The 22012-nt window shown below is 38.4% G+C and carries 19 protein-coding genes; 10 read left to right on the plus strand and 9 right to left on the minus strand.

Going from position 1 to position 22012, the window contains the following annotated elements; all coding sequences use genetic code 11:
• Nucleotides 1–14 precede the first annotated feature (14 nt).
• Both ltaA and AC3IPL_RS03455 read right to left on the minus strand, forming a co-directional pair.
• Nucleotides 15–1214, minus strand: a complete 1200-nt coding sequence (gene ltaA / locus AC3IPL_RS03450) for a lipoteichoic acid biosynthesis MFS flippase LtaA (RefSeq protein WP_489241783.1) — start codon at nt 1212–1214, stop codon at nt 15–17.
• Nucleotides 1192–2364 (minus strand): diglucosyl diacylglycerol synthase, encoded by a 1173-nt coding sequence (locus tag AC3IPL_RS03455; RefSeq protein ID WP_489241785.1) that lies wholly within the window; start codon nt 2362–2364, stop codon nt 1192–1194. The genes ltaA and AC3IPL_RS03455 overlap by 23 nt, the downstream gene beginning before the upstream one ends.
• A 231-nt stretch (nt 2365–2595) precedes the next feature.
• Between AC3IPL_RS03455 and AC3IPL_RS03460 the strand changes: the two genes are divergently transcribed.
• The 6 genes from AC3IPL_RS03460 to AC3IPL_RS03485 all read left to right on the plus strand — a co-directional run bounded on the left by AC3IPL_RS03460 (nt 2596) and on the right by AC3IPL_RS03485 (nt 9437).
• The gene (locus AC3IPL_RS03460; RefSeq protein ID WP_489241787.1) at nt 2596–4077 is read left to right on the plus strand and encodes a UDP-N-acetylmuramoyl-L-alanyl-D-glutamate--L-lysine ligase; all 1482 of its coding nucleotides are present in this window, start codon (nt 2596–2598) and stop codon (nt 4075–4077) included.
• Nucleotides 4067–4306 carry a YueH family protein gene (locus tag AC3IPL_RS03465; protein ID WP_489241789.1) on the plus strand — a complete coding sequence of 80 codons (240 nt, stop codon included), beginning with the start codon at nt 4067–4069 and terminating at the stop codon, nt 4304–4306. Before AC3IPL_RS03460 ends, AC3IPL_RS03465 begins: the two co-directional genes overlap by 11 nt.
• Nucleotides 4307–4315: 9 nt before the next feature.
• Entirely contained in the window at nt 4316–5878 is a 1563-nt protein-coding gene (locus AC3IPL_RS03470; protein ID WP_489241791.1) for a peptide chain release factor 3, read from the plus strand.
• Nucleotides 5879–5909: 31 nt separating this feature from the next.
• Nucleotides 5910–6698 carry a TerC family protein gene (locus AC3IPL_RS03475; protein WP_489241793.1) on the plus strand — a complete coding sequence of 263 codons (789 nt, stop codon included), beginning with the start codon at nt 5910–5912 and terminating at the stop codon, nt 6696–6698.
• 77 nt (nt 6699–6775) lie between these two features.
• On the plus strand, nt 6776–8077 hold the full coding sequence (locus AC3IPL_RS03480) for a S1C family serine protease (RefSeq protein WP_489241795.1): 1302 nt from the start codon (nt 6776–6778) through the stop codon (nt 8075–8077).
• Between the two features lie 16 nt (nt 8078–8093).
• Entirely contained in the window at nt 8094–9437 is a 1344-nt protein-coding gene (locus AC3IPL_RS03485) for a TrkH family potassium uptake protein (protein WP_489241797.1), read from the plus strand.
• Nucleotides 9438–9475: 38 nt separating this feature from the next.
• Here AC3IPL_RS03485 and AC3IPL_RS03490 read toward each other — a convergent pair whose 3' ends face one another.
• On the minus strand, nt 9476–10960 hold the full coding sequence (locus AC3IPL_RS03490) for an ATP-binding protein (RefSeq protein WP_489241799.1): 1485 nt from the start codon (nt 10958–10960) through the stop codon (nt 9476–9478).
• A gap of 65 nt (nt 10961–11025) precedes the next feature.
• On the opposite strand from AC3IPL_RS03490, the gene AC3IPL_RS03495 reads away from it, so the two are divergent.
• Nucleotides 11026–12492 carry a bifunctional metallophosphatase/5'-nucleotidase gene (locus tag AC3IPL_RS03495; RefSeq protein WP_489241800.1) on the plus strand — a complete coding sequence of 489 codons (1467 nt, stop codon included), beginning with the start codon at nt 11026–11028 and terminating at the stop codon, nt 12490–12492.
• Nucleotides 12493–12565: 73 nt separating this feature from the next.
• On the opposite strand, the gene AC3IPL_RS03500 is transcribed toward AC3IPL_RS03495, so the two are convergent.
• From AC3IPL_RS03500 to AC3IPL_RS03510, 3 genes are read right to left on the minus strand one after another with little or no spacing between them, the layout of a single operon-like run.
• The gene (locus tag AC3IPL_RS03500; RefSeq protein ID WP_489241801.1) at nt 12566–13165 is read right to left on the minus strand and encodes a CPBP family glutamic-type intramembrane protease; all 600 of its coding nucleotides are present in this window, start codon (nt 13163–13165) and stop codon (nt 12566–12568) included.
• A gap of 1 nt (nt 13166) precedes the next feature.
• Complete coding sequence (locus AC3IPL_RS03505) at nt 13167–13349, minus strand: YkvS family protein (protein ID WP_489241802.1); 183 nt, start codon at nt 13347–13349, stop codon at nt 13167–13169.
• A 41-nt stretch (nt 13350–13390) separates the two neighbouring features.
• Nucleotides 13391–13906, minus strand: a complete 516-nt coding sequence (locus tag AC3IPL_RS03510; RefSeq protein WP_489241804.1) for a sigma-70 family RNA polymerase sigma factor — start codon at nt 13904–13906, stop codon at nt 13391–13393.
• 216 nt (nt 13907–14122) lie between these two features.
• On the opposite strand from AC3IPL_RS03510, the gene AC3IPL_RS03515 reads away from it, so the two are divergent.
• On the plus strand, nt 14123–14548 hold the full coding sequence (locus AC3IPL_RS03515) for a competence protein ComK (RefSeq protein ID WP_489241805.1): 426 nt from the start codon (nt 14123–14125) through the stop codon (nt 14546–14548).
• 18 nt (nt 14549–14566) lie between these two features.
• On the opposite strand, the gene AC3IPL_RS03520 is transcribed toward AC3IPL_RS03515, so the two are convergent.
• Nucleotides 14567–15748 (minus strand): aminotransferase class I/II-fold pyridoxal phosphate-dependent enzyme, encoded by a 1182-nt coding sequence (locus tag AC3IPL_RS03520; protein WP_489241807.1) that lies wholly within the window; start codon nt 15746–15748, stop codon nt 14567–14569.
• A 134-nt stretch (nt 15749–15882) separates the two neighbouring features.
• Here AC3IPL_RS03520 and AC3IPL_RS03525 point away from each other — a divergent pair, with 134 nt between their 5' ends.
• Nucleotides 15883–17274, plus strand: coding sequence for a polysaccharide pyruvyl transferase family protein (locus AC3IPL_RS03525; RefSeq protein ID WP_489241809.1), 1392 nt, complete (start codon nt 15883–15885; stop codon nt 17272–17274).
• Nucleotides 17275–17302: 28 nt separating this feature from the next.
• Here AC3IPL_RS03525 and AC3IPL_RS03530 read toward each other — a convergent pair whose 3' ends face one another.
• The gene (locus AC3IPL_RS03530) at nt 17303–18289 is read right to left on the minus strand and encodes an acyltransferase family protein (protein ID WP_489241810.1); all 987 of its coding nucleotides are present in this window, start codon (nt 18287–18289) and stop codon (nt 17303–17305) included.
• A 184-nt stretch (nt 18290–18473) separates the two neighbouring features.
• Here AC3IPL_RS03530 and AC3IPL_RS03535 point away from each other — a divergent pair, with 184 nt between their 5' ends.
• Nucleotides 18474–18920, plus strand: a complete 447-nt coding sequence (locus AC3IPL_RS03535) for a MarR family winged helix-turn-helix transcriptional regulator (protein WP_489241811.1) — start codon at nt 18474–18476, stop codon at nt 18918–18920.
• Nucleotides 18921–18973: 53 nt separating this feature from the next.
• On the opposite strand, the gene AC3IPL_RS03540 is transcribed toward AC3IPL_RS03535, so the two are convergent.
• Nucleotides 18974–21994 (minus strand): N-acetylmuramoyl-L-alanine amidase, encoded by a 3021-nt coding sequence (locus AC3IPL_RS03540; protein WP_489241812.1) that lies wholly within the window; start codon nt 21992–21994, stop codon nt 18974–18976.
• Between the last annotated feature and the right edge of the window lie 18 nt (nt 21995–22012).

Raw genomic sequence — 22012 nt, forward strand, 5'->3', positions numbered from 1 at the left:
TTTACGTTGAGAGATTAATCATTGAGACGAGCATGTCCCACTCTTATCAGAAAATAAATACTGTAGAACAATGTCAGCATCATAAATATCAAGGCAGATAAATAGAGCGTAAAATTGACATCTTTGAATAGTTCAGTTGCAATACCACCGGCTACAGGTCCAATCATCGTACCAATTCCTTGCAGACTGTTAAAGACACCCCATGATTCTTCTTTCATCTCATCACTAATATTTTCTGCGAGGAATGTATTCCAGCCAGGTAGCAGTAACCCATAAAATAGTCCGATGAGTGAAGCGAGAGCTAATGCGATAATAAATGAGTTTAAAGTACTGAGTAAGTAGATGGCTGTTCCGAATACTAAAAATCCTAAAACGATGATGCTATATCGCAATCCCCGACTGATACGGTCCATCCATCTTGAAATAAATAACATCGCTACTGCGCAGCCGACACCACCACTCACCAGTAAATAAGTATATTCAAGCGTAGTGACTTTCAGATGACTGATGGCATAGGTAGGAAGAATCGGCACAAGCATTCCGATGGCAAGTCCTTGAAACAATATACCAGGAAAAAGAACACGGTGCTGCTGCATCACTGATTTTATAAGTTTAATCTGGGCTCTTAAAGATTTTTTTTCGATGAAAGATACTTCAGTATGAACAAACAAATAAAAGACCCAGGCAATTCCTGCAGTCAAGGCCATGACGAACGTATAGCGGTCAGGATGTAACTTGAATATTAAATTCATACTGATCATACCTGCGAGCATCCCGACAAGCCATGCGAAATAAACATAGCCCATCTGATTGGCGCGGTTGTCTTCCTGCACTGAACTCAGCATCACTACCCATATCGGACAGACAGCAATGCCGAGAAGGACGGCTGTAATGACAAGAACGACGGTGGACTTGAAGAAGATGATTAAGAACAGTCCTATCACAGCAAGGAAAAAACCAAAATTGAGAATCAACTTAGTGCCGAATCTTCTCAGCAGAAATCCTGTCGCAAAATTCATCAGTGCATCACTCACAAAATGAAGGGTGATACATAAAGAGGTCAGCCCTACTGAAATACCGATAGCTGTCGTCGGCAGAATAGGAAGGTAACTTAAAATAAACATGCCCCTTGCAAATTCCATTAAAAATAACACTGTCAGCATTAACCAGAAATTAAATCCTTTAAGGCGATTATCGCGCAAAGAAGCGTGCATATATAGAAACCTTAGATTGAATGTGCTGATCAATGAGCGATGTATCGAGTAATTGGATAATGTCGTAACAAATATTTTCTGCTGCTGAGGGCATATAATCTTCTGTCATCTGCTGTTTCATTTTGCTAAGTTCTTTGTCGTCTGTTAACAGGTCAAGAGCTACATGAGTAGTTTCAGCGACGGTATGTGTAATACGTGCATATCCTTGCTGACTGAAGTAAATCGCATTCTCTCCTTCTTGACCTGGTGCAGGATTAAAGAAAATTAACGGAATGGCTTTAGAAAGACTTTCGGAAATGGTGATTCCTCCTGGTTTTGTCAGCATTAGATCGCAGGAAGCCATCCATTGATCCATCTCCTTCGTATATCCGATAATAACAATATGAGGCGCACCAGCAAACTGCTCCTTCAATTCTTTGAACAGTCGAGTGTTATTACCGCATATGACTACAAACTGTTCATTCGAACGCTGATTCATATCTGCTAACATATCACTGAAACCTTGAACGACACCGAATGCTCCGGCAACCATCAGCAACGTCTTCTTGTCTGCTGATAAACCATGAGCATGCAGCCATTTGGCACGATCCACCTGCTGCTCGAATTTGTTATCGATCGGAATACCAGTCACTTGCACAGCATCTTCATCGATGCCGATAGCGGTGAGCTGCTGTTTAGTATGCTCTGCAGCCACGTAGTAACGGCTAGATTCTGGAGTGATCCAGTTTTTCTGCATATTATAATCTGTGATCACTGTTGCAATAGGGATGTTCATATTGAACTCCTGAGTGATGAGCGAGACGACAGGTGTTGGAAACGTCAGCAGAATTAAATCCGGCTTTTCTTTAATGAGTAGATTCAATAAACGGTTTAAACCATAATATTTATAGAAACATTTATCAATTTCGTCAGGTCGGGAATAGTAAAAATATTTATAGGTGTTTCTAAAATACTTATAACTGTTGATATACCATTTTTTCATCAGAGAAGTCATAATTGGATGTGCCTCAAGGAATAAATCATGCTGAATGATATCCAGGTGCTTCAAGTTCATCTGATTGAACTGGTTGACGATACTATTGGTTACAGAAATATGACCGTTTCCAAATGAGCCTGTTATAATTAAGATCTTTTTGTTTGTATTCAACACAATCACGCCCCGGAACAATTATTTTATTTCACCATTTTATCTCATTATAGAGAATTTTGAAAAATAAAACATGATAATTACAAAAAAATTACAAATAAATATGAAGTTTTAATGAAAGGTTAACACATAGCGTCATATTACAACAGTGACTTTAGAATTTTTATAGAGAATCATTCATATCAGACAGCAAAAAGGTGTATAATAAAAAATTGAATAAAAGGAGGCTGCCCTGTGAATGTAAAAGAATTAATAGATTCTATAAAAGCGAAAAAATTATATGGTGAATTTCCGGATGTAGTGACTACTATCACAACCGATTCGAGACAGGCAGATGCCAGCAGTGTGTTTATTGCGTCTGTTGGATACACAGTTGATAGTCATCGCTTTATACCAGATGTCATTGAACAAGGCTGCCGTTTTATTGTAACCAATCGTCATGTAGAGACAAGTGACAATGTGGGACAGATGGTCGTCAAAGACACATTGCGCATCGCTAGTTTGTTTGCGCATCAAATCTATGATCAGCCGAGCACGAAACTTACGACTTACGGCATCACAGGTACGAATGGTAAGACCAGTGTTGCAACAATGATTCATCATCTCCATCGTGCAATGAGGATAGGCAGTGCTTATTTAGGCACTAATGGACTACAGATCAACGAAACCGTTACTAAAGGTGCCAATTCAACGCCTGAGACAGTGACGCTTGTCAAAAGTATGGCCACAGCTGTCGATGCCGGTGCACAGGCGATGAGTTTTGAAGTTTCAAGTCATGGGCTTGTGTTAGGGCGGTTGAACGGGGTCCAGTTTGATGTTGCTGTTTTTACGAATTTAACACAGGACCATCTCGATTTTCACGGGACGATGAAGGATTACGGATTTGCGAAATCACTGCTGTTCAGCCAGCTCGGTCATGACTTTGCACATCCTAAATATGCTGTCCTTAATAGTGACGACCCTTTTTCGGCACAACTGACACAAGTGACATCAAGAGAAGTCATCACATATGGTATTAAGCAGCAGGCGGACTTCATGGCAGTTAATATGGACCCGTCCATCTATGGGACGACATTTGAACTGGTGACACCAGAAGGGGATTTTGTTATTAACAGTCCGTATCTTGGTGAATTCAATATTTATAATTTAATGGCAGCCGTGGCCTCTTTATATGCAGCGGGTCATGATCTTGAAACGATTTGCGGGGTAATATCACAACTTCCACCAGTCGAAGGTCGTCTTGAAGTATTGGACAGAAAGTTACCGATAGATTTATTGATTGATTATGCGCATACACCAGATGGGATGAATAAGCTGATAGATGCAGTACAACCGTTTGTCAAAGGACGTCTCATTTTCCTTGTCGGTATGGCAGGAGAACGGGATATGTCAAAAGCTGCAGAGATGGGAACGATTGCATGTCGTGCAGATTATGTGATTTTTACGCCTGATAATCCTGCAAATGATGATCCTAAAAAGTTGACTGGTGCCCTTGAAGCAGGTGTGACGCACCAAAACTTCCGGTCCTTCGATGATCGCAAGGAAGGAATTCTTCATGCTATAGAAGTGGCTGAACCAGGTGACATGGTTGTTCTTGCCTCAAAAGGACGGGAGCCTTACCAAATTATGAAAAACTATGTTAAAGTGCCGCACCGTGATGATTTAATAGGATTAAATGCTGCCTACGATAAGTTTGGAGGACCAGATGAAAATTAGACAGAGCAACAGCGATTCATTGACAGTGAAAGTATATATACACGAAAACAAAAAAGAAGAAACATTCCTCGTCAGTATTCCAGATATCTTCTTTTCCATTCAGTTTGATTATGAACTCTACGGAGAGTCACTGACCGAATATTTATACCTGCACTTATTTAATATTCTGGACGAACAAGAAGCGAATGAACTGGCACTGCGTATTACTCAGTGGACGAGCGAAGTATAAGGAGACTATATGACATTAAGAGAAGAAGTAGAAGCGAGAAAGACATTTGCCATCATCTCACACCCAGATGCTGGTAAGACGACATTAACTGAAAAATTACTGTTATTCGGCGGAGCGATTCGCGAAGCGGGTACCGTTAAAGGAAAAAAAACGGGTAAATTCGCAACGAGTGACTGGATGGAAGTTGAGAAAGAACGTGGAATATCCGTCACTAGTTCGGTCATGCAGTTTGACTATGATAACTTTAAAATCAATATTCTTGATACGCCTGGACATGAAGATTTCTCTGAAGATACTTACCGGACATTAATGGCCGTCGACAGTGCGGTCATGGTCATCGATGTCGCTAAAGGGATCGAACCACAAACATTGAAACTCTTCAAAGTATGTAAGATGCGCGGCATTCCTATATTCACGTTTATCAACAAGCTCGACCGGGTCGGGAAAGAACCTTTTGAATTACTGGAAGAAATTGAAAAGACGCTTGAAATTGAGACTTATCCTATGAACTGGCCGATTGGGATGGGTCAATCATTCTTCGGTATCATTGATCGCAGAACACGCACGATTGAACCGTTCAGAGATGAAGAAAATCTGCTTCATCTGGATGAAGACTATCAACTGACTGAGAGTCATCCAATTGAAAGTGACAGTGCTTTTGAAGCAGCCATTGAAGAACTGATGCTGGTAGATGCAGCAGGTGAGTCATTTGATGAAGAAAAATTACAGACAGGTGATTTAACCCCGGTATTCTTCGGCTCAGCACTTTCTAATTTCGGCGTACAGAATTTCTTGAACGCTTATGTGGATTTTGCTCCGATGCCTGGTGGCCGTCTGACAGTAGAAGGAGATGTTGTTGAACCATTTGATAGTGACTTTTCAGGGTTTATCTTTAAGATTCAGGCGAATATGAACCCTGCACACCGTGATAGAATTGCTTTCATGAGAATCGTCAGCGGTGCGTTCGAAAGAGGGATGGATGTCACGCTGACTCGCACAAATAAGAAGCTTAAAATATCAAGATCAACATCATTTATGGCGGACGACACACAAACGGTCAATCATGCAGTCAGTGGTGACATCATCGGTCTGTATGATTCCGGTAACTATCAGATCGGTGATACTTTGGTTGGAAGCAACCAAAAATTTCATTTTGAAAAATTGCCTCAGTTTACGCCGGAGCTATTCATGAAAGTCAGTGCTAAAAACGTGATGAAGCAGAAGCATTTTCATAAAGGGATTGAACAGCTGGTGCAGGAAGGTGCCATTCAACTATACAGGACATTATATACGAATCAGATTATTTTAGGAGCTGTCGGGCAACTACAGTTTGAAGTATTTGAACACCGGATGAACAATGAATATAATGTAGATGTCATCATGGAACCTGTCGGTAAAAAAATTGCACGATGGATTGAGAATGAAGACGAGATACGTGAGGCGATGAACTCCAGCCGCTCCATTCTTGTTGATGACCGTTTCGGCAACAAAGTGTTCTTATTTGAGAATGAATTTGCGACGAGATGGTTTGAAGACAAATTTCCGGAAATTAAGTTGTATAGTCTGTTATAATGATTGAATTAACTAATCAGGGGGAATCCTAGTGGATCCAAGTATTTTATTGACCTATGGCTGGGTAGTCATTGTTTTAGTCGTTCTAGAAGGGCTGCTTGCTGCAGATAATGCGATTGTGATGGCAGTTATGGTAAAACACTTACCAGAAGATCAAAGAAAAAAAGCATTATTCTACGGATTATTAGGAGCGTTTGTTTTTAGACTTGTTTCATTATTTGTAATCAGTTATCTTGCAAATATATGGGAAATCCAGGCCATTGGTGCTGCCTATTTACTGTATATATCTATTAAAAATCTGTACCAATTTTTCAAAATGAGAGATGCATCACCTGCTGCTGAGGAGGAAGAACTCGTTGAATCTGTTTCAGGTCCTGCTAAAACAGGTGGTAAGGGCTTCTGGATGACTGTACTGAAAGTAGAGCTTGCAGATATTGCTTTTGCTATTGACTCTATGCTTGCTGCCATTGCGATTGCCATTACGCTGCCTGAAGTTGGTCCACAGTTCGGCGGAATGAATTCCGGCCAATTCACGGTGATGTTCATCGGTGGTATGCTGGGTGTAATCATCATGCGTTTTGCTGCCAACTGGTTTGTTGCGCTGCTTCAGAAATATCCAGCACTGGAAGCTGCAGCATTTGCGATAGTCGGCTGGGTAGGTATTAAACTTGTAGTAATAGTTCTTGCTCATGAACAAATCGGTATACTGCCGCACGACTTCCCGCATTCTGTCTTATGGCAGACGATATTCTGGACTGTACTCGTTGGTATATTGGTAGTCGGCTGGTTATCAGGTCAGAAAAATGCTGACAGCCAGTAGATAAACAGAATCGATTATATTAAACTTAGTATTTCTTTTGTATAATGGAAATACTAAGTTTTTTTGTGGAGGCAATAATGAAAAAGATTACGATTAACAGAGCTGATTATCGAAGAAGGAGAAGGCATTTCTTTGATAAAGAACATCATGAGGAATCACGTGAAGAAACAATTCCTGTGACAGCTGCAGAAGAACCTAGTGAGGAAATAACGCCGACTGACAGTACTAGTCAAGATCATCAAGTCGAAGAGATGCATGCAGAACCACAATCTCATGAGCGTGGCTTGCGTTCGCCATTTTGGCTTTGGCTGGCACTTGGTCTGCTGCTAGGTGCTGCATTGATGTATTTGTTTGCGATGCTGTTTATGAATCAGAAGACAGAAGAACCTGCGCCACAGAGACAAACAACTGAAACAGCTATCAAACAGGTGAGAGATGATGTCGTCAGCGTCATCAATAGTCAGAAAGCTTCTGATCTATTAGAGAGCAGCGAGAAGCCGGATACGGATGAGTTAGGGATAGGTAGTGGTGTCATATACAAAGTGACAGACGAGTATGCGTATATCGTTACGAATGAACATGTCATTAAAGATGCGAATACTATTGAAGTGACGATGACAAACAATGAAAAGCAAGTCGCTAAGGTCATGGGCTCTGATCAATGGACTGATTTAGCAGTGCTGAGAATTCCAAAAGGTAAAATACAAAATCATATCGAGTTTGCTGACAGTAATTCCGTTGTCGTCGGAGAAACAGCAATTGCTATTGGCAGCCCTTTGAGTCAGGCATTCGCAGGTAGTGTTTCTCAAGGTATTATTTCAGGAAAAAACCGTTCTGTTCCTGTAGATTTTGACAATGACGGGGAATATGATTATGAAGCCAATGTACTGCAGACTGATGCAGCTATTAATCCGGGGAATTCAGGCGGTGCTCTGATCAATCAAGAAGGGCGATTGATCGGTATAAATGCATTAAAAATATCATTGGATAATGTAGAAGGCATCAGCTTTGCTATTCCGGCTAATGAAGTCAAAGAAATCACGGCCATACTTGAAGATAAGGGTGAAATCAAAAGACCCTCACTCGGAGTGATGGTAGAAGATTTGTCTAACCTTGAAATAGATGCGGTCAGAGCTCAGATTAATTTACCTGAGTCGGTCAATAAAGGAGTCGTAATTACAGGGTTTGATACTGGCTCAGCGGCTCAAGATGCAGGTCTTGCAACAAAAGATGTCATCACTCAAATTGATGATACGCCTATTGAAAGTTTAGTTCAGTTCAGAAAAGTCCTTTACTATAACAAAAAAATAGGTGATGACCTTAATATAACCTTTTATAGACAAGGCAAGCAGGAAACTGTAAAAGCCAAGTTGAAATGAGGAAGTGACATAGTACATGCAAAAATTATTTGAAAAACTGACACCTCAGCAAGGGATAGTGTTATATTATCTCGTTGCCATGCTCATCTCATTTCTGCTGCTAAGAATTCCTTATGTGCATCGCCCCGGCGTTAATATTTCTTATGTCGATTCGTTATTTGTAGCAGTATCAGGAATTAGTGTCACAGGGCTGACCCCTGTTTCTATTGCAGATTCCTATTCCATCTTCGGACAGATGATGATACTTGTCATACTTAATTTCGGTGGTATCGGTGTGATGGCGATGGGTACATTGATCTGGGTACTGCTCGGCAAGAAAATTGGTATGCGGGAACGTCAATTGATCATGGTCGACAATAATCGGGATAAGATGTCTGGTGCAGTGGCACTGATCAAAGAAATCGTTAAAACCATGCTGATGATTGAATTGATCGGTGCATTGATGCTCGCTTTTTATTTCTATAAGGATTTTCATTCAATCACGAAGTCGCTTTATCATGGGTTATTTGCCAGTGTATCTGCGACAACGAACGGCGGTCTTGATATTACAGGAGAATCCTTAAATCCCTATGCCGGTGATTACTTTGTTCAATCCATTACGATGCTGCTGATTATATTAGGTGCCATAGGTTTCCCGGTTATCATAGAGATGAAGACGTATTTAACGAACAAAGTACCCAACTTCAGATTCAGTTTGTTCGCTAAAGTGACAGTGAGCACTTATATACTGTTACTGACTATCGGTTTTATCGCAATCTATTTACTGGAATTCAATCACGCTTTTAAAGGCGAAACATGGCATAAAGGAATCTTTTATGCTATGTTCCAGTCAGCGACGACAAGGAGTGCCGGTTTGACCACTATTGATTTAACTCGTTTTTCTGAAGCTACACAGTTTGTTATGGGAGGGCTCATGTTTATAGGATCTTCACCTAGTTCCGTAGGCGGGGGGATCAGAACAACGACGCTTGCCATTTTAATTCTATTTCTGCTGAACTTCAGTAATGGAAGAACGACAATCAAAGTATTCAACAAAGAAATTCATCCGATTGATATTCAGCGCTCATTTGCTGTAATGATTCTTGCAATCGTCATTTGTTTCACTGGTTTGACGCTCATTCTAAGTTTTGAGAATGGTAGAATCGATCTATTGTCCATCTTCTTTGAGGTCATGAGTGCCTTCGGGACATGTGGTTTATCACTCGGAATTACAGACGACTTGTCTACACCATCCAAGTTTGTCATTATGTTTCTAATGTTTGTCGGGCGAGTGGGACTGATATCCTTTATTATTATGCTCGGCGGAAAGGCTGAACCAGATAAGTTCAGATATCCTAAAGAGCGGATTATGATCGGCTGATTAACATGTATTAATCATTTAAGGTCCACCTATTCTGATTATAGTAGGTGGACCTTAAATGATTTGATTTCAGGAAAATGAACGATAAAGGTGGTACCGATATTTGGCTCACTATCTACAGAAATTGTACCGCCATTCGTTTCGATGATATTCTTTGTGACTGAAAGACCGAGTCCAGTACCACTTGGTTTGGTCGTGTAAAATGTATCAAACAGATGCTGCACAGTTTGTTTTGACATTCCTTCACCATTATCACGAATAGACAGAAAGACATCATCACGATGACTGACTTTCACTTCAATAATTCCTTGACGGTCATTCGGGATGGCTTCAATAGCGTTCTGGATAAGATTGATCAATATTTGCTTAAGCTGATCGCTCGATATTGGGATATAGAGTGGATAGTCCGGATATTTACTGATTAACCTGACATTGTAGAGTTCAAGTTCATATCTCATAAATGTCAATGTGTCTTTAACTACGTCATTGATATCTACAGAATCATCAACTGCAGCGGTAGGACGACCCAGGAGTAAAAACTGGCTGACGATATCATTGATACGGTCAAGTTCACTCTTAACAATCGAAAAGTGAGCGTTTTTATGTTCCTTATCATAAGTCAGCTCAATGAGTTCGACAAACCCTTTGACTGAAGTGAGTGGATTCTTGATTTCATGAGCAGTGTTGGCAGCGAGCATACCGATCAGCTCTTTTTTCTGTACATTGATTTCTTCAATCAATCTCTGACGTTCAGTATGAACTTCTCTATTATGATTGAACAGCTGAATCATTGCTGTCGCGAGACTGATAATGAGCATAACAATCAAACTCTGTTTTAATGTTTTTAGTACAACAGGCTGGTTGGAGGTGATGGTGAGCTTCCACTGCATGTTTTGGAATGATACAGTTCTTGATAGGTTGGTTTTCCTCGGATCCTTTGATTCAAAAATGGTTTGATTATCGCTATCCGTAATCGTAATGGTGCTATCAGATTGAATAGCATCAATCACTGAAATCAATCCGTTAATATCCAGTTCTATAACTACGAGAACTTTATCAGAGTTATTGGGTATGGCTTTTGAAATATAGATAACATCCATTCCGTTTCTATCTTTTTCAAGGCCGCTGATGGCGACATTATTTAAGTTCAGATGAGTATTGAAATAATCATAGCCTTCTAATTTTTTACCGAGTATATTACGGCTCGAAGAATTAACAACTTTGCTCTGTTTGTTCAATATATAGATGGTTTTATATCTTGGCTCCTGTGTTTTTATAGAATTGATGGCCTGGTTAATTTGAGTGTTGCCCTCGCTCAGAGCAACGACTGTCGCTAAATTATCAATTGTAGCAGATGCATCGTTGAATAACGTCTCAATATGCTGCTGATGTATCGCAATGTTTCTGTCAATTCTGTTCAGTTCATTTTCATTATAGTCGCGAAGCATTATGACAAATATAAAGGATGACAATATAAGCGTCACAAGAAGATTTATAATGATATGTTTTTTCAGTTGTTTCATTAAACTGTTAAACCTCCTGGACGCTCATTTGTTATAATTAAAGAAAACGTGGATAGGTGATATATATGAATCAAGAATTAATCGATATTCATATTATAGCAACAAATGACATTCATGGGGCACTCTTTCCAACAGAAAATGATGTCGGTATTATGAAGGCATCGACATACGTCAAAATGGTGAGACGTGCGTCAGATCATCTGCTGCTCATCGATAATGGGAATGCTTTGAGCGGTTCAGTCAGTACTTATTTCTTTTCGCGCTATAAGAATAAATTTCGTAATCCAATGATTACTTTGATGAATCAAATGAAGTACGATGCAAGTGGTATCAGTCCGAATGAATTTCGGTATGGCCTTGCTTATTTCAATAGAGCCCAGGCAATGGCCAGCTTCCCCTTTTTGTCTGCCAATATTCTGCATGCGCGGACAAAAGAACCTTACTTCAACTCTCCTTATATCATTAAGACATTCGGAGGAATGAAAATAGGGATTATTGGCATTACTTCAAGAGGCCTGATGTCAAAAGAAGTGGTCGAAACAGTAGGTGAATTTGCGGTTGAAGATTCAGTGAGAGCGGCAAAACGCTGGATCCGCCATATGCGTGACAAAGAGAATCCTGACTTTGTCATTGCACTTTATCATGGTGGATTGAATGAACTCGTTCATCATTCAGATTACAAAGAATTAACAAGTAACGAAGCAGAAGCCATCATCCAGGCAAGTGAAGGTATCGATGTCATGATTACGGGACATCAAAAACAGACCATCAATAAGATGATTGATGACACATTGTTCATCCAGGCGGGAAGCAACATGAGCCATCTCTGCCATATACACCTCCAGTTCAGAGAACGGACAAATTCCTTTGAGTTAGTGGGCAGTGATTCTACATTAGTTGATTTGACGGTCTATCATGAAGATGAACAATTGAAAGATGTGGTGTACTACGAGGAAAAAGTATTCAGAAAATGGCTGAAGAGTGAAGTTGCTGTAGTGGATGAACATCTAGCTCTGAATCATTATGAAGATTTCATGCAGCCGCATCCATTTAAAGCGATGCTTCATGACATATTAAAATCATGTACTGCAGAAATTACGTGCTGCCACATTCCTCATGTGAAAGCACGAGGTTTAAAAGGGCGTGTCACGCACCATGATCTGTACGAATCTTATATCAGTATTGATCATCCTGTACAGCTGACGTTGACAGGTAATCAGATCAAAAGAATCATGGAGCGGAGTGCCGCTGCATTATATGATGATGATGGGATACATATCCGGGAAGAGATGATGGATCCGACTGTAATTACTGACTGGCGCGGCTTCGATTACTCAATTGACTTGTCACAACCTATTGGACAGCGTGTGACGCTCTCTCTTGAACCCGATGCACATTACATTGTCGGCACGACAGACTATATCTACAGACAATACAGTGACATGATACACCATGAAGATTTACTGCAAATATATGACAGACATATGATTGAACGTCTTGAAAGCCATTTGCAGACATTAAATGAATCGTAAGCAGAACTATAAAGACAGCGAAACGGAAATCCTAATCTTTTAGGATTTCCGTTTCGCTGTGATTTGATTCTTATTAGCGGGCATGAATCAAAATCAGTATGATGATGGCGAGAATTTGTCCGATCATTGGAGTGATCAGACGTTTTGTGTAAGCGTAGCTGACTGCTAATATGCACTGGATTACGAAGATGAACAAGACAAGCTCTAAATTCAATGTCCAGACAAAAAGTAATGCTGATGCAAGGCTTGTTATCAAAACTGCCGCCCATTTACTTGTATGTTCCATCAGTCGCTGCTGCAGCATAGTTCTCATATAGAGTTCATGTAATGGTATAGTGACGACCATGGTAATAATCAACTGCCATTTATAATAGACACCAACAGTGACAAGGGTCTTTAAAATATGGAAGTAATGAACGTCTTTAATGATATATGAAATCAATGTATGAACGATAACAATGGCAAAGCTTGCAGCAATTCCTACGCCAACGGAAGTAGGAATTCTTTTCGATTCAATGCTGCGCTCATAGAATAAATAGCTGACTGAAGCAAACAGCATCAGACCAGTCATAATATGCCAGAATACTTGTTCATCATTACGCATCAGTATAACGATCAATTGAAAGATAAGATAAGTGATGACAAACCATGTTAATGGCTTTTTAGTAGACATACTATACCTCGTCTATGATTGTATAACGCTTATGATTGATTACAGTTTTCTCCTGTAAATCAAGTTGTTCAAAATTTTCCATAATAGTCAGATCAACGATCACGGAGTTTTCATTGACTTTCTCTACTTTACCGCGTAATCCATCATGAAACTCAACGATATTTCCTACCTTAGCAATTGTCATAATGTTCCTCCTAAAAACGTACTAATCGACATTATACTAAATTATGGCTCATTTTTAAATGTTAAACTATTGTTTTTACATATTTTTTCACGGGCATTCTTTCTCCAGCGTTTAATCGTTGAAGGACTTTTATTGGTCAGCAAGGCAATTTCTGAGATTTTATAGCCGGATAGTGCATACTGAAACCAAATACGTTCATCTTCACTTAATAATTCAGGGATTCCTTCTAAATATAGGCTCGCATAACTATTATATTGACAATCAATTAAAGAAATCAATGCCTCGTCTGATGTGACAGGATGACGCTGCTGATACTTAATTTTCTTTCTCAGTTCATCGATGATATAGAACTTTAACTTTAAATAAACAAACTGATCTCTATTTGGTGAGCGTTCAGAATCATAGCTTTTTTCAAGCTGCCATAGTCTGATTAAAGCGAGCTGATAAAATTCATCAAAATCATATTTAATCTGGAATTGATGAAGGAGATGATAAATCATACGGTCGTATTGCAATTTCCATTCTTCAAACATCTTCGCCTGTTTCTGTCTATGCATAAACGATGAATTTCCGGATAGGTCAATCATAAATCAACAAAAAGTTAAATGAAATTTAACGGAATTAAGTAATTGCAACATATGTTAAAAATAATCAGCAAGATTATTAAAAATAATGATGGTTTTCGTTTTTAGCGGCTGATTACTTATATAATTCAGTTATTAATAGAGAAAGGAGGAAAAGTCATCGATACAGTGAATAATGATGTTGTATTTTTGAGAAGAGATGAATCTACTCACGGAAAGACAGAAGTTGTGTTAAGAAATGGGAATACCATCAGCGTCGATACAGATCCAGATAAATTGCTCAATCAAACGCTGATTTTTCTTGGCAGCAATATGAAGGCAAGACGTACCACTGCAAAAAAAGTGCATAAAATAAAACAGTTTATACCGATTGTCATTGACTCAGAAATGGGGATTGCTTTTTTTCCGCTGCATAAGCAGACCGATTACTGCCGCTATTATATTAACAGCAACTATTTCTATGATTATGTCGATGAACAGATTGTCTTTACAAACAATGCTATATTATTGAGTTCACTGCCTGAGTCTTTTGTCAGAAGACAGTATGAAAGGGCGCTGTCGATGGTTGATTATCAGAAAAAGATCAGAGAGCAGAAAATCAAATATGATTATTGAACAAACGGGAATCCTGTATCAGGATTCCCGTCTTTCGCATGGAACGGCATTTAATTCATTTGTCATTGTTTCGAGGCGATCAAGGCCTTGAGCAAGAATGTCTTTATGATAAGCATAGCTTAATCTCACATAGCCTTCACCGGCTTCAGTGAATGTTGAACCCGGTACAAGGACTACGCCATATTTCTCAAGTGCCATGTTAGCAAAATCAAATGATGATAGACCGAAGTGACGAATATCTATGAATAAGTAGAAAGCGCCATTAGGGGGAATACAGTTAAGATTCATTTTTGACAGATGGCTGATACAGTAATCTCTACGCTCGATATAGGCTTTGTTCATTTCAATTGCTGCGTCTTTAGCAGTAGTGACAGCAGCAATCGCCGCATGTTGAGCGGGGACATTGGCGCATATACAGTTATAGGCATGGACAATCGTTATATGCTTCATCAGTTTGGATGGTCCCATACAAAAACCGATTCTTAGACCTGTCATCGCATGAGATTTGCTTAATCCATTAATTAGGATAAGCTGATGGTGAAGCGACTTAAAACTGCCAAATGATACATGCTGCTGCCCGAATGTATTTTCACTATATATTTCATCACTGATGATATAGAAATCTTGTGCAGCCAAATAGTGAGCAAGATCTGCTGTTTCCTCATACGACAGTACAGAACCGGTAGGGTTGTTCGGATAATTCAACATTACAGCCTTCGTTTTCTTAGTAACAGCTGATGCAATCATATCCGGCGTCACTTTACAATGGTTAGCAGTAGTATCGATGACAACGACATGCGCCCCCATATTTTCAATCACTGGGATGTAGCCGGCATATATGGGACCTGGCAAAATGACTTCATCACCAGGCTCTAGAATAGTTCTAAAAGCCGTGTCAATGGCTTCAGAAGCACCATTAGTAATTAATATATCTTCAGCAGGATAGTCGACTGAATATTTATCGCGCATAAATGTACTGACTGAGCGACGAAGTTCCAGCAGCCCTTGATTATGTGAATAAGTCGTATAGTTAGAGTTGACAGCATCAATCAAAGCTTGTTTAACAATAGCCGGCGTTGCAAAGTCCGGCTGACCGACAGTTAAATTAATCGCATCAGGAAATTCAGATACTCGGTTAGAGAATTTTCTAATGCCGGGAACTTCTAATTTTTCAGCATATTGATTTAATGATAAAGACATGTAACCATCCTTTTTTATTGTTTATTATACAGTATAGAATAAGTGATAAAAATATTTATATCCGGTATAATTAATAAAATATACGATTGATTTACTAAGTGTATCACACAGTATTAAAGGAGAAATTAAAAGAGATGAAAAAATTTTTAATGAGAGCTGGAAAAACTCCCTTTCAAAGTAACACTGCTTTAGAAGTGATGAATAAAAATCTTATTGGAAGTAATGTAGGTAATTTGATTTATCAGAATAGTATATATCGGACATTACAGACTGATAATGTTATCATCGAACCAGATGATTACAAAATTAATCCAGACAAAGCTGCAGAAATTAATGAGCAGTATGATGGTTATATTATTCCACTTGCAGACGCTTTTAGAACAGATTTTGTTTCTACATTGGAGAACTATACAAAATTAATTAATCGTTTAACCATTCCGGTATATGTGATAGGCGTTGGATTAAGAGCCCCTTTCGAACCGAAATTGAATGAAGGTTTTGCATTCGATGAAACAGTTAAAGAGTTTATTAAAGCTGTATTGAATCATTCTAATATCATTGGACTTCGAGGACAAATTACTTCAGATTATTTAACAAGACTAGGGTTTAAAGAGGGTATTGATCACCATGTTATCGGTTGTCCATCAATGTATACATTTGGTCCTGATTTGATAATAAGAGATACTGTTATTAATAAAGACTCAAAAGTAGCTATTAATAATTCAAGACTATCTCCTGAAAATCTATTGAAATTTTTAGAGCGCTCTCAACGTGAATTTAATGATATTACTTTTATTCCACAATGGATGAAAGAATTGAAATTAACCTACTACGGAGGACCTGACATTGATAATAAAGATCAATTGACATATCCAACAAGTCTTACACATCGTCTCTATCAAGAAGATAAAGTGAACTACTTCTTATCGGCTCATGATTGGATTGAATTTTTGAGAACGGTTGATTTAAGTTTTGGCGCAAGACTTCATGGTAATATCACAGCAACTATTGCAGGGACACCAAGTATCCTATTTCCTAAAGATGCACGAATGAGAGAACTTGCTGAGTATCATCAACTGACTCATGTGATGGCTAATGAAGTAACTGATGATACAACGATATTTGATTTAATTGAACAAGTTGATTTCCATAGTCCTGAAAAGATGCAAAAGCGAAACTTTAATAACTATATTGATTTCCTTAACAAAAATGATCTTGATCATATTTATAATTATGGTGGAAAGACAGACTTCGATTCTAAAGTTGTAAATTCAGAGATTGTCCATCCTATTATTGCAGTTTCACCAACTGAACAGACAAAACGTTTACAACAATTGCATAGTACACCTGTTAAGTCTAAATCAAAGACAGAAGCTAAATTAACTGCTGAATTAAAAAAAATAAAACAACAAAATAAACAATTAAAAGATGAGTTAAATTTTAAAAATGCCACTCTTAATAGAAGAAGTGTTAAGAGCGCGTTAAGTTTAGCTGATAAAGTATCTCAATTAAAAAATAGAAAATAGAAAAAGCTTCCAGTTCGCTGGAAGCTTTTTAATTCAGTGGATTTTTAACTTCAACTACAGGTGCAGCTACTTTCTTTGTCATGTTATGACTGAATATATAGACGATAAGTGCAGACATAATCAGCAGTCCTAACATGATAATCATCATATTACCTCCAAATGCCTTATCCCAGCCATTTGCACGAAACAAGCCGATGAACAGTCCATGAAGCAGATAGATAAACATCGTCCTGGAGCCTATATAAGTGAGTGTTAAATTTCTTTTTGGTACAATGTTCAAAAAACTGAACGTACTAACGATTATGACGATATAGATTAGACCACGTTTCACACCGCTGTAAATATCGGCGTTCTCTAATGAACTGTAGGGCTTACTACCAAACAACCATTCGAAGTTAAAGTCAGTCAACATATAAAAGGTGAAAATAATTGCAAGACTTGCAACCGATAATGGTAAATATTTTTTATTTTTGATGACATTAAAATGTTCGGAGGTTGCATAATAGCCTAATAGAAACAAAGGAAAAAATACAAATGTTCTGGATAAACTTAAAGTATTGTTAATGAAATCAAAGTAACCTACTATGATTCCGACAAGAAACGATAAGAGAACAACGATTATCATGTTGAAATTTTTCACTAAATACAGCATGACATGCCATGAGAACAGACTCAGTAAAAACCACATCGCCCACTGAGGATCAAACGGGTTGACGTCTATTGATTTCACATCATCGATAAAATAGTAATAACAAGCATAAAAGGTCTGGAAGATTAAATAAGGTATCAGTAATTTCTTTACCAATTTAATCAAATACCCTGGTTTATTGATTCCTTTTGCAAAATAACCAGAAATGAGTACAAATGCAGGCATATGAAAACTATAGATGAACATATAGAGTGCTTGAAGGAAATGGTTTTCTGTGACAAACGATCGAAGAAGATGACCGAAAACGACAAGTACAATTAAGAAGAATCTTGCGTTATCGAAATAATGATCGCGTGTTTTAGCCATATCATAACCTACTTTCTCATTACAAAACTAATATCCCATTACCCTGAATCAGAGAATATATGCACAGGTGAAACTAAAATAGCCATTAAATAGTATACAATCATTATTTAAAATTTAATAAATAGTTGATAAACTAATTGTGGTGCATTATAATTCATGTTAACAGAATTGAAGGAGACAAAGCATGGATGAAAACCGCTTAAAACGATTTGGGCAATTAATTTACATAATGAATTCAAAAATTGATGATTTTACTTCGACAGAATTATCTGATGTTAACTTGACAAGAGAACAGTTGTATATGATGGAAATAATTGCTGCTGAAGATAATATGACTCAGAAAAAACTCATCTATCGATTGAATAAGGAACAGACTGCTGTCTCACGTGCCATCAAAAAGTTAGTGGATAATGGTTATGTTTATAAGGAACAAAGTATATACGACTTACGCTCTACAGTCCTAAAAGTTACAGGGCCGGGTAAAGAAGTGCTGGAAAAAGCTGAAGATATTAAAGCAAAGGTCGTTCATAATTTTATGAAAGAATTAAGTAATGATGAAGCTCAAGAACTAATGATTTTACTTGAAAAAATTTACGATTCATTCGTAATACGAGATCCATTTAGATTTTAATTAATTTCAATAGAAAACACTGTGAACATTAATTTTGTTCACAGTGTTTTTTATTACTGGTCATAACGGTGAATAAAGTATTTCAGACCTTCAAGTCCAAGCTGCTGATAGAATTGGGCTATACGAGAAGCATTTTTTGAAGCCCAGTTAATATCAGTTGCATATTGATGACTTCCTGTATTAACAGGATTCCAGCGCATTTGATGCAAGGTGACCTGCTGATTTTTAAAATAGCTGTCAGCAACATATTTTGCACCGCCGACAATGGCTTTAGCCGGCGTATTCCATCCTTGCTCATAGGCATACTTAATGCCGCCATTTTCTACGTTTTTATCAGTCGCTTTTGTACCAAACATATTATAATACTTCACTGAAGATTTTGTAGTAACTTTACCTGTTTTACGATTATATCCTAATCCTGTACTCAGGGCACTTGTACCGTTACCTGTTTCAAGCAGTGCATGACTGATTAAATAAATTTCATTGATATTCAATGTCTTCGCTGCTTTAGCAAATGCATCTCCATGTCCTTCAAGAACTCCTTTACCGACTAGCAGCTTATTAAGCTGTGAACCAGATATTCCCTGAGAGGAATGAAGATCAAGGAACTGATACTTCTGAACAGAATCATTCATCGTATTGTTGGTATTCATTGCCCGCTTCACTTCCGCAGTAGTAGCATTTCGCCACGCATGAGTTCCATTGCTCTTGATATAACTGACTTGAGGCTTTGAATTTTTAAGCTTCATTTGTTTTTTGACAGCTGAACTTAAAGAATCAGGCGCTTTTTTAGTTTTAATCGTCTGTTTTGTTAAATACTTTCCTGCAATCCACCCGATTGTACGCGTATTGGCAATGGTACCTTTGTACCATAGCGCTGAACCTACTTGTTCAGCTTTAACGACGTTGAACACTTTACTTGTGAGGTGAGTTAAGGGAGCAACACGCTGCGATGCACTTCCACCAGGGATATGATAGACATACGTTTTTGTGTTATTGATCACGTAAGGTGCCTTTTGATAATTTACGACTTTATGAGAAGATTGTTTAATGCCGCTGTCACTGACCCAGCCAACCATCTTATTAGCACTATCAACAATTCTGAAATATTTCGTTGAACCTTTCATTCCTTGTTTATCAATATAGTACTGCATATTCACTAACTTTTTAGCAGCTTTCTTAGAGATTTTACTATCAGTATAATAAGTGGCACCTTTGGATGATGTTCTACCGATCATATCAACTGTTTTCAGCTGTGTCGGTCCGACATTCAGCGTGAGGTGAGAGCCGTTGATCCATCCAGTCATTTTATTAATAGTGCCAAAATAGTACGGTGTGTTATTAATAGTTACTTTCTTGCTGGGGGAGAATGATTTGTTAATGGAAGACTTGAGATCATTAATTTTTTGTGCACTTGTTCCCCATGGTACTGAATAAATTCCGCTCACTTTAGAATTAATAGTATATTTTGTCGTAATCTTTTTCTCAGCGCTTCTTGCTGCCTGTGTTAAATATTTGGCTTCAACCCATCCACGTGATACTTTTTCGTTATCTTGTAGTGAATAATAAGTTACACCATTGAGCACTGCTTTTTTGTTCACATAATATGAAACACCATATTTTGAATTAGCTTCCTGACTATTTACATCTGATACACTGCTGTAGACTGGTGATGATTTAGATTTAATACGGACCATCTTTGAGACAGCGGTTGTAGTGATTTGACCTGTCTTTACCGGAGCAGGTGCCGGCGTTGTCGGTGGAGCAGGCGTTGTTGCTGGAATACCACTTGTTTTATAGTTGTACTTTTCTGCTACGAGATAAACAAGTTCATCAAATGTATAGTTGTTCTCCGCGAACCATCCATAGGGATCTGTGTGGTCGGTTCCACCGATATAATTGGATATCGCTTTATGAGACCACAATGTCCCCGTCCCGTCATATTCAGCGCTGTCAACAGGCAGTTTGTAATATAACAAGTTAGTAGCAATATAATCAGCATAGTTATTAATCGCTTTGCTGAAGCGGTCTTTTCCTTGAACTCTGACAAGTTCGACTTGTATGAATCGACTATTGGCATAAGGACCTGCTCCCCATGCGAGATAATCGGTCGGTGCAGTTTCGACAATTCTGTTATCATCGACAAATGCGTGAACGAAGGCATTTTGATAATTACGTTTCATATAAGCAATTTCACCATCAATGGTCGATGTGTTATTAGCAGTTTCATGTGCGATAATACCTTCAGGAGCACCAACACCTGCACGATAAGCAATTTTGGGGATATCAGTAGAGAAATCTTCTTCATATTTTGGTACTTCATAGTTCTTATATTTAATATAGTCATTGACTGACATATCTGATGCTGTTTTCTTCACTGTTGAAGTTAGTGTTGTTGCCTTAGTTGAACGTAAAGTAAGTTTAGGTCTGACCACTGCTTTCGACGCTGCAGTAGTTGTTTCAGTTGAAGAGAGTGGCTTCACAGTTTCAGCTGACTTCTGACGCTGGTCATCAGTGACAGCTGCTTCTGTTACTGGTTTGGGAGTTTCAGCTGAACTGTTAGTAGTGCTGCTGATATTATTTTCCGGGACGGCTGTTTTGATTGGTTCTTTCGTAGTGTTGACATTACTGTTTAAGGAGTCATCAGTAGTGACCGCTACAGGCTGTTTGTCAGTAGTGACTTTGTCTGCAGATGGTTCATCAGATGAGAGAGGTTCTTTTGAAGAAATTTCTTCTGATTGTGTATCCTTAGTAGTCGGAGCAGTCACTGTCGCTTCATGTTCATTTGGCACTGTTTCTATTGGTTCTATAGAAACAGTGTCAAGTTTCTCAGGAGCTGTCTGAATATTGCTCAGATCTGCTGCATTGACTGATTTTACAACGTTATAAGGATGAGCGGAACGTGTTTCTGATAAGTTTGGTTCTACTTGATCAAGAGTAGTAGGTGGTTGATAAGAAGAGTCATCAGTTTGTAGGTCAGTTGATTCATTTTCAGAAGCATGAGCTGCCGTAGTATGTGCAGCAAACATCATGAGTAGTAGAGCGGGTGCTCTAAAGTAAAATTTATTATCCATAATGCATCCTTTCGTAGT

It is taken from the genome of Macrococcus sp. GL_134 (assembly GCF_057834705.1).